Genomic DNA, 12,682 nt, shown 5'->3' with positions numbered 1-12,682 from the left:
AGCGCGGCGCATTGGCCGGCCGGCGGCAACAGGACTATGGTGAAGCCATGCCTGCCGCCGCCTCATCGTGCCTGTCGTTCGACCGCGAGCACATCGCGCAACTCGTGCACCGCTTCTACGACGCGATCCGCGCCGACGCCGAACTCGGCCCCGTGTTCGAGGCCGAGTTGCACGACCGCTGGGCGCCGCACCTCGAACGCATGGTCGACTTCTGGTGCACGGCCACCAAGGTCTCGCGCAGCTTTCGCGGCAACGTGTACGGCAAGCACATGGCGCTGCCGCGCATCGCGCCGCACCACCTCAAGCGCTGGCTGCAACTGTGGCAAGTGCACACGCAAGCCGTCTTCGCGCCGGCGCCCGCGGCGGAGCTGCAGGACATCGCCACCGGCGTGGCGCGCGTGATGCACCTGGGCTGGTTCGGCCGCCTGCCGCCGCCCGGCGCGCTGCAGCACTGGATCGAGACGGAGGGTGCCGATGCCTGCGCCGCCTGAGGCCAGCGCAGCCGACCCGCGCATCGAATACGACGCCCTGCGCGAACGGTGCCCCGTGGCCTGGAGCGAGGCCCGGCAAGGGTCGGTGCTGCGCCACGCCGAGGTGCTGCGCGTGCTGCACGAGCACGAGACTTTCGGCAACGCCGTGTCTGCGCACCCGGCGGTGCCCAACGGCTACGACCCGCCGCAGCACACCGCCTACCGGCGCGCGCTCGATCCGTTCTTCGCGCCGCCGCGCATGCAGCGCTTCGAGCCGGTCTGCCGCGACATCGTGGGCGCTATGCTGCAGCAGGCGCTGCAGTTGCGCGAGCTGGACGTGGTGCGCGAATTCGCGCTGCCGTTCGCCGTGCGCGTGCAGTCGGCCTTCCTGGGCTGGCCGCCGCTGATCCAGGACGAACTGCTCGACTGGCTGCGCCGCAGCCGCGAAGCCACGCGCTCGGGCGACCGCGCCAGCACGGCCGCCGTGGCGCAGGAGTTCGAGCGCCTGGTCGACCGCATGCGCGCCGCGCGCCGCGAATCGGCGCCCGACCAGGACATCAGCGCCGAGCTGATGCACCTGCAGGTGGACGGGCGCCCGCTGGACCTGCGCGAGCTGGCCAGCGTGCTGCGCAACTGGACGGTGGGCGAGGTCGGCACCATCGCGGCGTCGATCGGCATCCTGGTGCACTGGCTGGCCACGTCGCCCGACTGGCAGCAGCGCCTGCGCGCGCAGCCGCGCTGCTGCCGCCGGCCATCGACGAGGTGCTGCGCATCGACGGGCCGCTGGCGGCCAACCGCCGCATCGTACGCCGGGCCGTGGCATTGGGCGGCCGCCAGTTCGAGCCCGGCGACCGCCTGACGATCCACTGGATCGCCGCCAACCGCGACCCGCGCGCCTTCGACGAGCCCGACAGCTTCCGCATCGACCGCGATCCGTCGCCGAACCTGCTGTACGGCGCCGGCATCCACGTCTGCCCCGGTGCGCCGCTGGCGCGGCTGGAGTTGCGCGTGCTGATGGAGGAGCTGCTGGCGCGCACGTCCGCCATCACGCTGGCCGAAAGCCGCCCGCCGGTGCGCGCCGTGCACCCCGACGCCGGCTACGCGGCGCTGCTGGTGCGGCTGGTGTGATTCCATTTCAATTCAATGCGTCGATCACCGTCATCCCGGCGATGGCCGGGATCCATGGCTCTCCGCACACGCCGTCTGGATTCCGGCCCCGTATCGCGGTACGGGGCAGGCTTTGCGCCGGAATGACGAGCTATTGCAGTTTTGATCTGGAATTGGAATGAGTGCGGGCCTGCCGCGCGACGGCGCGCCGTGAGGATCGACAGGCCGCAGCGCAGCGCACGTTGAAAAACCAGGGGGACCTTGGAAATTATTTCAACAATGAAAATCGCCTTTGGCGCCCATCCGCCGGGCGCAAGCAGCTCTTAATATGAGACTGCACTACCGCGTCAAACCGTTATCGCCTGATTTGGCGCCTTGCAGCGCGTTTCAGAGCCATTTCTGCATCAGCAGCGCGTGGCCTTCGGCCGGGTCGAGCACGTAAGGCGCGAAGCCGAAGCGCTGGTAGCTGCGCAGGGCGCGCTGGTTGCCCGACAGCACCTCCAGCGTCAGCTTGCAGCAGCCGCGCTCGCGCGCATGCGCCTCGCACGCGGCCAGCAGCGCCTGGCCGACGCCGCGCCCGCGCTGCGCCGGCAGCACGGCGATGTCGTGCACGTTCAGCAGCGGCCGCGCCTTGAAGGTGGAATAACCCTCGAAGGTGTTGACCAGGCCCACGGCCTCGTCGCCGATCCAGGCGATGAAGCTGGCCGCCGAGGGCAGGGCCGCCAGCTCGTCGCACAGGCGCGCCTTGACGTCATCGGCCAGCGGCGTGCCGCCGCCCATCGGGTCTTGTGCGTAGGCGTCGAGCAGGGTGATGAGCGCGGCACGATCCGCCGCGGCGGTGTAATCCACGCGGCGGATGGCGGGGGCGGGCAAGCTCACGTCGCCGCGTCGGCGTAGGCGTCCAGCGGCACGCAGCTGCAGAACAAGTTGCGGTCGCCGTACACGTTGTCGACGCGGCCCACGGGCGGCCAGTACTTCACGCTGCCGGGCACGCGGCCGGCCAGCGCGGCGCCCACTTCGCGCGCATACGGGTGCGGCCAGTCGGCGGCCAGCAGGCTGTCGGCGGTGTGCGGGGCGTTCTTCAGCGGGTTGTCGTCCTGCGGCCATTCGCCTTGCTCGACGCGGCGGATTTCTTGCCGGATGGCGATCATGGCGTCGATGAAGCGGTCGATCTCGGCCAGCGGCTCGCTCTCAGTGGGCTCCACCATCAGCGTGTTGGCGACGGGAAGCTCAGCGTCGGCGCGTGGAAGCCGTAGTCGGCCAGGCGCTTGGCGACGTCTTCGGCCATCACGCCGCTGGTCTCTTTCAAATCGCGCAAATCCAGGATGCACTCGTGCGCGACGTGGCCGTTGGCGCTGGCGTACAGGGTGGGGTAATGATCCTTCAGGCGCTTGCTGATGTAGTTGGCCGACAGAATGGCCACCTCGGTGGCGCGCGTCAGGCCGGCGGCACCCATCATGCGGATGTACATCCAGGTGATGGGCAGCACGCTGGCGTTGCCATAGGGCGCCGCGCTGACAGCGCCGATCTTGCGCACGTCGCCGGCCGTGGCGTGGCCGGGCAGGTAGGGCACCAGGTCTTCCACCACGCACACGGGGCCGACGCCGGGGCCGCCGCCGCCGTGCGGGATGCAGAAGGTCTTGTGCAGGTTCAGGTGGCTCACGTCGCCGCCGAACTCGCCCGGCGCGGCCACGCCGACCATGGCGTTCATGTTGGCGCCGTCCAGGTACACGCGGCCGCCGTGCTGGTGCACGACTTCGCACACTTCCTTCACCTGCGTCTCGAACACGCCGTGCGTGCTGGGGTAGGTGATCATGATGCAGGCCAGCTGGTCGGCGTGCTGCGCGCACTTGGCCTTCAGGTCATCGAGGTCGACGTTGCCGGCCTCGTCGCACTTGGTGACGACCACCTTCAGGCCCGCCATCATGGCGCTGGCCGGGTTGGTGCCGTGCGCGCTGCTGGGGATCAGGCACACGTCGCGCTGGCCCTGGCCGCGCGCCTCCTGCCAGGCCTTGATGGCCAGCAGGCCGGCGTATTCACCCTGGCTGCCGGCGTTGGGCTGCAGGCTCACGTCGGCATAGCCGGTGATGCTGCTCAGCCAGGCGCGCAACTGCTGGTCGAGTTCGGCATAGCCGGCCTGCTGGTCGGCCGGCGCGAACGGGTGCACGTTGCCGAACTCGGGCCAGGTGATGGGAATCATCTCGCTGGTGGCGTTCAGCTTCATGGTGCAGCTGCCCAGCGGGATCATGCTGCGGTCGAGCGCCAGGTCCTTGTCGGACAGCTGGCGGATGTAGCGCAGCATGGCGGTTTCGCTGTGGTGGGTGTTGAACACCGGGTGCGTCATGAAGGCGCTGGTGCGGCGCAGTGCGGCGGGGATGAGCGCGGGGGCGGAGCCTTCGAGCGCGGCGAAGTCGGGCAGCTGCTTGCCGTCACCGAAGATGGACCACAGCAACTCCACATCGGCGCGCGTGCTGGTTTCGTCAAGTGACACGCACAGGTACACGTCCCAGGCCTTGCGCAGGTTGGCGCCCATCTGCACGGCGCGGGCAGCTATCGTATCGGTAGCGCCGTCGGTCTTGAAGCTGACGGTGTCGAAGCCGGAGTCGGCGTGCATGGCCGTGAAGCCCATGGACTGCATGCCGGCGGTGAAGATGCTGACGAGGCGCGTCACGCGTTCGGCAATGCGCTTCAGCCCTGCCGGGCCGTGGTACACGCCGTACATGCTGGCGATGATGGCTGGCAGCGCCTGCGCGGTGCAGATGTTGCTGGTGGCCTTCTCGCGGCGGATGTGCTGCTCGCGCGTCTGCAGCGCCAGGCGATACGCCGGTTTGCCGTGCACGTCGACGCTGACGCCGACCAGGCGGCCCGGCAGGCTGCGCTTGAAGGCGTCCTTGCAGGCCATGAACGCCGCGTGCGGCCCGCCCGCGCCCATGGGCATGCCGAAGCGCTGCGAGTTGCCGACCACGATGTCAGCGCCCATCTCGCCGGGCGACTTCAGCAGCGTCAGCGCCAGCAGGTCGCTGGCCATGATGACGGCAGCGTTCTTGGCGTGGATCTTGTCCGCCTCGCCGCTCCAGTCCATCAGCCAGCCGCTGCTGCACGGATACTGGATCAGCGCGGCGAAGTAGTCGTCGGCGGCAATCGCGGCGTCCCACTCTTCGGCCGAGTTGGCCAGCTTCACCGTCAGGCCCAGCGGCGCGGCGCGGGTCTGCATCACCTCGATGGTCTGCGGGTGCGCGTCGCCGCTCACCACGATCACGTCGCCCTTGGCCTTGACCGATCGCTTGGCCAGCGTCATGGCCTCGGCGGCGGCGGTGGCTTCGTCCAGCATCGAGGCGTTGGCGATGTCCATGCCCGTCAGGTCGGCCACCATGGTCTGGAAGTTCAGCAGCGCCTCCATGCGGCCCTGGCTGATCTCGGCCTGGTAGGGCGTGTACGAGGTGTACCAGCCGGGGTTCTCCAGCACGTTGCGCAGGATCACGCCCGGCAGGTGGTTGGGGTAGTAGCCCTGGCCGATGAAGCTCTTCATCTGGTGCTGGTTCTTCGACGCCATGGCCTTCAGTTCGGCCAGCGCATCGGCCTCGGTGCAGGCCGGCGGCAGCGTCATGGCGCTCTGGCGCGCGATGCTGCGCGGCACGATGGAGTCGATCAGCGACTGGCGCGACTTCTCGCCGATGACGGCGAGCATCTTCTGCTCTTCGTCCGGCGTGATACCGATGTGGCGGGCGACGAATTCGCTGGCGTTTTCCAGGCTGGCAAGGGAAGGGGCTTGGGACATGACGGGTGCTCCAGACAAAACCATGGGCAAGGCGCACCGCTGCACGCGATGCGCCTCACGCAGTGCTTTATCGGCGGATCAGGCGGCGAAAGCCTTGTAGGCGGCCTCGTCCATCAGCGCGTCCAACTGGCTGGCGTCGGACAGCTTGACCTTGAAGAACCAGCCGGCGCCCATGGGGTCGCTGTTGGCCAGGCTGGGTTCGTCGGCCAGCGCCTGGTTGATCTCGACGATCTCGCCGCTGACGGGCATGTACACATCGGCGGCGGCCTTCACGCTCTCGACCACGCCGGCGGTGTCTTTCTGGGCGTAGGTCTTGCCCACTTCAGGCAGTTCGACGAACACCACGTCGCCCAGCGCGTCCTGCGCGTGCTGCGTGATGCCGACGGTGGCGATGTCGCCCTCGACCTTGATCCATTCGTGGTCTTCGCTGTACTTGACGGTCATGATTGCTCCAAAAAGAGAGTGGGTTGCGCAGATGGGGTGGGCGTTGGCGGCTGATTTGGCTTGAAATCAGCCGCGGTGGTAACGGTTGGGCACGAAGGGCGTGGCGGCCACTTCCATGGGAATCTGCTTGCCGCGCACCAGCGCGAACACGGGCGTGCCGACGGCGGCGTATTCAGGGCTGACGTAGCCCATGGCGATGGGTTGGTCGATGCTGGGGCCGAGCAGGCCGCTGGTGGTTTCGCCGATCTTCTGGCCGTCGGCGTTCTGCAGTTCGACATGCTCGCGCACCGGCACGCGCTCCTTGCCCATCAGCGCCACGCGCTTGCGGGCCACCTTTTGCGCGGCCGGGTTGCCGGCGGCGTCCTGCATGAAGGGCAGAACCTTGTCGGCGCCCGGAAAGCCTCCCGCGCGCTCGCCGCCGGTGCGGCGCACCTTCTGGATGGCCCAGTTCAGGCCCGCCTCGATGGGCGTGGTGGTGGTGTCGATGTCGTTGCCGTACAGGCACAGGCCGGCTTCCAGGCGCAGGCTGTTGCGTGCGCCCAGGCCGATGGGCGCCACTTCAGGCTGCGCCAGCAGCGCGCGTGCGAAGGCCTCGGCCTGTGACTCGTGGATCGAGATCTCGAAGCCGTCCTCGCCGGTGTAGCCGCTGCGGGTGACGTACAGGTCGGTGCCGTTCCAGCCGAAGGCGCCGCCGGTCATGAACACCAGTTGCTCGACGCCGGGCACCAGGCGCTTCAGCGCATCCACGGCCTTCGGGCCTTGCAGGGCGAGCAGGGCGCGCTCGGGCATGGGCAGCACGTGGCAGCGCTCGCCGATCCTGGCCTGCATGTGCGCGATGTCGCCGGCCTTGCAGGCGCCGTTGACGATCAGGAACAGCTGCGGGCCCTCGCGCTCGCCCGCCGCGCGCGGCAGCGCCTCGCCGGTGCGGGCGGCAGGGTCGCCGAAGTTGACGAACATCAGGTCGTCGATGATGGTGCCCTGGTCGGTCAGCAGCAGGCCGTAGCGCTGCTTGTCCACGCCCAGACTCATCACGTCGACGGGCATCAGGGATTCGAGCGCGGCGGCGGCATCGGCACCGACCAGCTTGACCTGGCCCATGTGCGAAACGTCGAACAGGCCGGCGGCTTCGCGCACGTGCCGGTGCTCGGCGATCAGGCCGGCGGGGTACTGCACCGGCATGCTGTAACCGGCAAAGGGCACCATGCGCGCGCCGAGGTCGACGTGCAGGGCGTGCAAGGGGTTTTCAGAAGTTCGGTACCAGGGGCCGACATGGCAGGGCTCCTCGAATGCGTTGTTCAAAAGCATTGCCCAACGCCGGTCGGCGGCGGGCGGCGGAACCCTGCTGTCCCCTTTACCTGAGAGATTCAACCCGCCGCGGCGGGCGCCGCGCGCAGGTCTTGCCCCTTCGGTGGGCCGCGTGCCTGGTGCCGCGGCCTCTCTCCAGCAGAATCGTTTTGGCCAGTCCTTTTGCCTGAGCGTTCGGCCTTCGGCGGCGCGTGTGACGGCGCTCTCTCCTGACACCAGCGATTCTGCCACGGCCCGTGAATCAGATGGCCGCGGAGCAGGCCGTGCGGGAATGCTGTGGCCGGGGCCTCCCGGCCACCAGCGTTGTCCCCTGGGGGAAGGCGCGTCAGCGCCTCAGGGGCTATCTGTACACGAGATCGCGCAGCCCGAGGGAGAGCGCCGGCACGTAGGTGATCACCAGCAGGCACAGCAGGATCACGCCCACGAAGGGCAGCAGGTGCCGGATGATCTTGTCGAGCGAGATGCGCGCCACCGTGCAGGCCGCGAACAGGTTGACGCCGAAGGGCGGCGTGATCATGCCCAGCGCCAGGTTCACCACCATGATCAGGCCGAAGTGCACCGGATCGACGCCGAAGTGCATGGCCACCGGCGCCAGGATCGGCGCCAGCACGATGATGGCGGCGCTGGTCTCGATGAACATGCCGATGATGAACAGGGCGGCGTTGATGCCCAGAAGGAACATGGCGGGGCTTTGCAGCACCTGCTCCAGCCAGTGGCCGATGGCCTCGGGCACGCCGGCGCGGGTGATCAGGAAGGCGAACAGGCCGGCGTTGGCGATGATGAACATGATCACCGCCGACGACATGACCGACCGGCGCAGCACGGGCAGCAAGTCCTTCACGCCGATCTCGCGGTAGATCAGCATGCCGACGATGAGCGCGTAGAGCACCGCCACGGCCGACGCCTCGGTGGGCGTGAACACGCCGCCGTAGATGCCGCCGAGGATGATGACCGGCATCAGCAGTGCCCAGAACGCCTGCCGGGTGGCGGCGAAGATGCCCAGGCGGCCATCGCCGTCGTTCTTGCCCCAGCCCTTCCACTTGCAGTAGATCCACACGAACAGCATCAGCGCGCCGCTGATCAGCACGCCGGGGCCGAAGCCGGCGATGAACAGCTCGCCGATCGACACCTCGGCCGACACGCCGTACAGGATCATCGGGATCGACGGCGGGATGATCACGCCCAGCTCGGCGCTGGTGGCCTGCAGCGCGGCGGCGTAGCTGGTGGGATAGCCGTGCTTGATCAGCGCCGGGATCAGGATGGCGCCGATGGCGAAGGTGGTGGCCACCGACGAGCCCGACACGGCGGCGAAAATCATGCAGGTGAGCACGCAGGTCATCGGCAGGCCGCCCTGCACGCCACCGACCAGGCTCTTGGCGAACTCCACCAGCCGGCGCGAGATGCCGCCGGTCTCCATCAGGTTGCCGGCCAGGATGAAGAAGGGCACGGCGGCGAGCGGAAACTTGTTGATCGAGTTGAAGATCTCCTTGGCGGAGATCAGCATGTGCGCGTTGTTGACCTGGATGCCGACGATCGACGCCAGCCCGATCGACACCGCGACCGAGACGCTGAGCGCGAAGCCCAGCACCATGGTAATGAGCATGGCGGTGGTCATGCGTGCCCCCACGCTTGACGCTGCGCGTCTGCGCTGCCCCCGAGGGGCCTTCGCACCTTGGAGCGGTCCGGCGGTGCTCATTGCGCGGTCTCCAGTTCCATGCGGCGCGGGTCGATGTAGTTGGCGACGATGGCGATGATGGCGAACACCGCGCCCGCCGGCATGGCGATGTAGGCCCAGAACATCGACAGCGATTCCAGCCCGGCCATGGTCTGCACGCTGCCGCGCACCGCGTAGTCGTAGCCCCACCACAGGATGATCAGCATCAGCGTCAGTGCGGCCAGCGCCACGATGGCGTCGAGGATGCGCTTGAGGTGCGTGGGCACGGCCCGGTAGAGCGCGTCCACGCTCACCATGGCGCCCTGGCGGAAGGCCATGGGGATGCCGAGGAACACCATCCAGATCAGGCTGAAGCGGATCAGCACTTCCGTCCATTCCGCCGGCTGCTGCAGCACGAAACGGGTGATGACCTGGAACACCGCCAGGCCCGAGGCCACGGCCAACATCAGGCAGGCCAGCCCCATCGCGATGCGGGTGGTCCAGCTTTCAAAGGAGAGGAACAAGGCCTTCATGGCAAACCATCGCTTGAAACAAAAATGCCCGCCGCGCAGGGCGGGCGGGCACTGGGTGCTACATCGAATGTAGCGATCGAACAACCCGCATCACTTGAAGTTGCGGATGCGGTCCAGGTTGGCCTTGCCGAACTCCTTCTCGAACTGGGCGTTCACGCCGGTCAGCGCGGCCTGGAACTTGGCCTTGTCGACGTTGTCGACCACCGTCATGCCCTTGCTGCGCAGGTCGGCCACGCCCTTGGCGTCGTCCTCGTCCACGCGCGCGCGGTTGGCCTTGGTGCCTTCCTTGGCGGCGTCGATGAAGGCCTGCTTGTCGGCGGCCGAGAGCTTGTCGAACGCGCCCTTGTTCATCACGAAGATGGCGGGCGAGTACACGTGGCCCGTGAGCGACAGGTGCTTCTGCACCTGGTCGAACTTGGCCGAGATGATGACCGGCAGCGGGTTCTCCTGTCCGTCCACCGTGCCTTGCTGCAGCGCGGTGAACACCTCGGGGAAGGCCATGGGCGTGGTGATGATGCCGAAGGCCTTGTAGGCGGCGATGTGCACCGGGTTCTCCATGGTGCGCATCTTCAGGCCCTTCAGGTCGTCGGGCGAGTTGACCGAGCGCTTGCTGTTGGTCATGTGGCGGAAGCCGTTCTCGGCCCAGGCCAGGGCCTTGAAGCCCTTGGGCTCGAACTTCTTCAGCAGTTCGTCGCCGATCGGGCCGTCGAGCACGGCGCGGGCGTGCGCCTTGTCGCGGAACAGGAAGGGCACGTCGAGGATCTTGGTCTCGGGCACGAAGTTGGGCACCGGGCCGCTGGAGCTGAAGGCCAACTCCTGCGTGCCGAGCTGCACCGCCTCGATGGATTCGCGCTCGCCACCCAGCGCCCCGTTGTAGAAGGTCTGGACCTTGTAGCGGCCTTGCGTGCGCTTCTCCACTTCCTTGGCGAAGGTGTCGATGGCGATGCCCTGGTGCGAGTTCTGCGCCACCGAGATGCTGATGCGCATGGTGGTCTGCGCGGCGGCGCCGGCCACCAGGCCGAACGCCAGACCGAAACCGAGGGCGAGTTGGTGCAACTTCATGAAAAGGTCTCCTGATTCAGTATCGAATGCGAACTGCGGGTGCGCGCCAGGGGCACGCACGGCGGCCGCCATTATGTGCGCGCCCCTGGCGCGGGGGCCACGGGGTTTTCGCGCATGAAAAGGTGGCTGCTGTCGCCTACTTGACGGCGCGGATGCGGTCCATCGCAGCCTTGCCGAATTCCTTCTCGAACTGGGCATTGGCCGGTGCCAGCGCGGCGGCGAACTGGTTGCGGTCGATGTTGTCGATGACGGTCATGCCGCGCGCGCGCAGCTCGGCGACGCCCTTGGCGTCGTCCTCGTCGACCTTGGCGCGGTTGGCCTTGGCGGCCACCTTGGCGGCGTCGAGGAAAGCCTGCTTGTCGGCGGCCGAGAGCTTGTCGTACAGGCCCTTGTTCATCAGGAACACCATGGGCGAATACACGTGGCCGGTGAGCGTGAGGTGCTTCTGCACCTGGTCCAGTTTCTGCGACAGGATGACGGACAGCGGGTTCTCCTGCCCGTCCACCGTGCCCTGCTGCAGCGCGGTGAACACCTCGGGCCAGGGCATGGGCGTGGGCATGATGCCGAGCGACTTGTAGGCCGCGATGTGCACCGGGTTCTCCATGGTGCGCAGCTTCAGGCCCTTCAGGTCGTCGGGCGTCTTCACGTCGCGCTTGCTGTTGGTGATGTGGCGCACGCCGTTGTCGGCCCAGGCCAGGGCCTTGAAGCCCTTGGCCTCGAATTTCTTCGCCAGCTCCTCGCCGATGGGGCCGTCGAACACGGCGCGGGCGTGCGCCTTGTCGCGGAATAGGAAGGGCACGTCGACGATCTTGGTCTCGGGCACGAAGTTAGGGATGGCGCCGCTGGTGCAGAAGGTCATCTCCTGCGTGCCGAGCTGCACCGCCTCGATCGATTCGCGCTCGCCGCCCAGCGCGCCGTTGTAGAAGGTCTGGAACTTGTAGCGGCCGTTGGTGCGCTGCTCCACCTCCTTGGCGAACACGTCGATGCCGACGCCGTGGTGGCTGTTCTGCGCCGCCGAGACGTTGATCTTCATGGTGGTCTGCGCCGACGCGGCGGCGGCAAGGCCCAGCGCGCAGAAGGCGCCGATGAGCCAGGAACGGGTTGTCATGGGGTTTGTCTCCGTACTGCTTGGAATACGCAGGCCTGGCGCCGTGTGGGGTGCCGGCCCGGCCGGTGCCCGCACCGGGTGCGCGCGGGCGCAAGCATTATGGGGACGAAAGCTCAGGCAGCGCCAGCGGGTTTTCTCGCAGGTGGTCGCGGATGATGTCGTCGTAGCTGGCGTCGGCCTGCAGGCCCAGCCGCGCGGCGCGGCGCGCGTTCATGGCCGCCGGCCAGCTGGCGATGATGCGGGTGATGGCTGCGTCGGGCACCCAGTCGATGCGCGCGGCCACGTCGTCGCCGGCCACGCGGGCCAGGGCGGCGGCCATCTCGCCCGCGGTGGTGGCCACGGCGGGCAGGTTCAGGGCGGTGCGCGGACCCCAGTCGGCGTCGCTGGCTTCCAGCGCGCGGACCAGGCCTTCGACGGTGCGCGCGGGCGAGGACAGCGCCACCTTGGTATCCGGCGGCACGGGGCACACGGCGCGCCGGCCGGCCAGCGGCTCGCGCACCATGCCGCTGAGAAAGCTGGACGCCGCGGCGTTGGGCTTGCCGGGGCGCACGCTCACCGTCATCAGGCGCACGCTGCGGCCGCGCACGAAGCCCTTGCGGGTGCAGTCGGCCACCAGCTGCTCGCACATGAACTTCTGTATGCCGTAGCTGTTCTGCGGCGTGGGCAGGGTGTCGTCCTCGATCACGGCGGGCAGGGGCTGCTCGAGCGTGTGGCCGAACACGGCCAGCGACGACGAGAACACGAACACCGGCGGCGTGCCCAGGCGCCGGCAGGCCTGCAGCAGGGCGCGCGTGGCATCGAGGTTGCTGCGCAGGCCGAGGTCGAAGTCGGCCTCGCACTCGCCGCTGACGGCGGCGGCCAGGTGCACCACGGCCTGCGCGTCGGCCGGCACGGCGCGCGTGGTGCCGTGGGCATCGGGGGTGAGCAGTTCGTTCAGGTCGCCGGTGACGACCTGCACGCGCGCATCGGCCGTCAGATCAACGGGCGGCGCGGCGCGGTCGACCAGCGTGAGGCGCGTGATGGGCTGCGGCGCCGCGCCCGCCAACGCCAGCGTGCCGCGCTGCAGCAGGGTGCGGGCCAGCCTCACGCCCAGAAAGCCGGCGCCACCGGTGATGACGAGGTGCATGCGGCCTCCTGATGCGCTGGATGAAAGATGAAAAACAATAGCTTCTTGCGCCCCATGCACAAGGATTTCAGATCATTTTGTATCTGAAATCCTTA

Annotated in this window: 11 protein-coding genes, 1 pseudogene and 2 riboswitches; of the genes and pseudogenes, 3 read left to right on the top strand and 9 right to left on the bottom strand. The window is 68.2% G+C overall.

What is annotated here, in order from left to right:
- The first annotated feature begins 47 nt into the window (after positions 1-47).
- Genes H0I39_RS03645 through H0I39_RS21495 form a run of 3 tightly spaced genes read left to right on the top strand, consistent with a single transcriptional unit; the run spans position 48 to position 1,598 of the window.
- Positions 48-491 (top strand): group III truncated hemoglobin, encoded by a 444-nt coding sequence (locus H0I39_RS03645; RefSeq protein WP_180549598.1) that lies wholly within the window; start codon positions 48-50, stop codon positions 489-491.
- Positions 475-1,329, top strand: a complete 855-nt coding sequence (locus H0I39_RS03640; RefSeq protein ID WP_257645595.1) for a cytochrome P450 family protein — start codon at positions 475-477, stop codon at positions 1,327-1,329. The genes H0I39_RS03645 and H0I39_RS03640 overlap by 17 nt, the downstream gene beginning before the upstream one ends.
- On the top strand, positions 1,233-1,598 hold the full coding sequence (locus H0I39_RS21495; RefSeq protein WP_308645758.1) for a cytochrome P450: 366 nt from the start codon (positions 1,233-1,235) through the stop codon (positions 1,596-1,598). Before H0I39_RS03640 ends, H0I39_RS21495 begins: the two co-directional genes overlap by 97 nt.
- Before the next feature lie 366 nt (positions 1,599-1,964).
- Here the strand turns inward: H0I39_RS21495 and H0I39_RS03635 are convergent, their stop codons facing one another.
- The 9 genes and pseudogenes from H0I39_RS03635 to denD form a co-directional block, all read right to left on the bottom strand.
- On the bottom strand, positions 1,965-2,456 hold the full coding sequence (locus tag H0I39_RS03635; RefSeq protein ID WP_308645757.1) for a GNAT family N-acetyltransferase: 492 nt from the start codon (positions 2,454-2,456) through the stop codon (positions 1,965-1,967).
- Positions 2,453-5,355, bottom strand: a pseudogene (gene gcvP / locus H0I39_RS03630) (aminomethyl-transferring glycine dehydrogenase). The gene H0I39_RS03635 and the pseudogene gcvP overlap by 4 nt, the downstream one beginning before the upstream one ends.
- A gap of 78 nt (positions 5,356-5,433) precedes the next feature.
- Positions 5,434-5,799: a glycine cleavage system protein GcvH gene (gcvH, locus tag H0I39_RS03625; RefSeq protein WP_180549597.1), complete on the bottom strand. Its 366-nt coding sequence runs from the start codon at positions 5,797-5,799 to the stop codon at positions 5,434-5,436.
- Between the two features lie 66 nt (positions 5,800-5,865).
- On the bottom strand, positions 5,866-7,002 hold the full coding sequence (gcvT, locus tag H0I39_RS03620; protein WP_257645967.1) for a glycine cleavage system aminomethyltransferase GcvT: 1,137 nt from the start codon (positions 7,000-7,002) through the stop codon (positions 5,866-5,868).
- 132 nt (positions 7,003-7,134) lie between these two features.
- Positions 7,135-7,248, bottom strand: a riboswitch (glycine riboswitch).
- Positions 7,249-7,326, bottom strand: a riboswitch (glycine riboswitch). It abuts the riboswitch before it with no gap.
- A 118-nt stretch (positions 7,327-7,444) separates the two neighbouring features.
- Complete coding sequence (locus H0I39_RS03615; RefSeq protein ID WP_180549595.1) at positions 7,445-8,719, bottom strand: TRAP transporter large permease; 1,275 nt, start codon at positions 8,717-8,719, stop codon at positions 7,445-7,447.
- Positions 8,720-8,796: 77 nt separating this feature from the next.
- Positions 8,797-9,291, bottom strand: coding sequence for a TRAP transporter small permease (locus H0I39_RS03610; RefSeq protein WP_180549594.1), 495 nt, complete (start codon positions 9,289-9,291; stop codon positions 8,797-8,799).
- Positions 9,292-9,381: 90 nt separating this feature from the next.
- Positions 9,382-10,353 (bottom strand): TRAP transporter substrate-binding protein, encoded by a 972-nt coding sequence (locus H0I39_RS03605; protein ID WP_180549593.1) that lies wholly within the window; start codon positions 10,351-10,353, stop codon positions 9,382-9,384.
- Positions 10,354-10,489: 136 nt separating this feature from the next.
- Positions 10,490-11,461 carry a TRAP transporter substrate-binding protein gene (locus H0I39_RS03600; protein WP_180549592.1) on the bottom strand — a complete coding sequence of 324 codons (972 nt, stop codon included), beginning with the start codon at positions 11,459-11,461 and terminating at the stop codon, positions 10,490-10,492.
- Positions 11,462-11,558: 97 nt separating this feature from the next.
- A complete protein-coding gene (gene denD / locus H0I39_RS03595) occupies positions 11,559-12,587 on the bottom strand; it encodes a D-erythronate dehydrogenase (RefSeq protein ID WP_180549591.1) in 1,029 nt (342 codons plus the stop codon).
- Positions 12,588-12,682 lie beyond the last annotated feature (95 nt).

The organism is Ottowia beijingensis, assembly GCF_013423955.1.
Taxonomy (GTDB): Bacteria; Pseudomonadota; Gammaproteobacteria; order Burkholderiales; family Burkholderiaceae_C; genus Ottowia; species Ottowia beijingensis.
The sequence above is the reverse complement of the archived record's forward strand: the minus strand, read 5'-3'. Positions and strand labels throughout refer to the sequence as shown.

Coding starts and splice junctions, on each gene's coding strand:
- H0I39_RS03600 (WP_180549592.1), bottom strand. CDS start 11,461: ATGACAACCCGTTCCTGGCTCATCGGCGCCTTCTGCGCGCTGGGCCTT.
- H0I39_RS03615 (WP_180549595.1), bottom strand. CDS start 8,719: ATGACCACCGCCATGCTCATTACCATGGTGCTGGGCTTCGCGCTCAGC.
- H0I39_RS03610 (WP_180549594.1), bottom strand. CDS start 9,291: ATGAAGGCCTTGTTCCTCTCCTTTGAAAGCTGGACCACCCGCATCGCG.
- H0I39_RS03645 (WP_180549598.1), top strand. CDS start 48: ATGCCTGCCGCCGCCTCATCGTGCCTGTCGTTCGACCGCGAGCACATC.
- H0I39_RS03605 (WP_180549593.1), bottom strand. CDS start 10,353: ATGAAGTTGCACCAACTCGCCCTCGGTTTCGGTCTGGCGTTCGGCCTG.
- denD (WP_180549591.1), bottom strand. CDS start 12,587: ATGCACCTCGTCATCACCGGTGGCGCCGGCTTTCTGGGCGTGAGGCTG.
- gcvT (WP_257645967.1), bottom strand. CDS start 7,002: ATGGTGCCCTTTGCCGGTTACAGCATGCCGGTGCAGTACCCCGCCGGC.
- H0I39_RS03640 (WP_257645595.1), top strand. CDS start 475: ATGCCTGCGCCGCCTGAGGCCAGCGCAGCCGACCCGCGCATCGAATAC.
- gcvH (WP_180549597.1), bottom strand. CDS start 5,799: ATGACCGTCAAGTACAGCGAAGACCACGAATGGATCAAGGTCGAGGGC.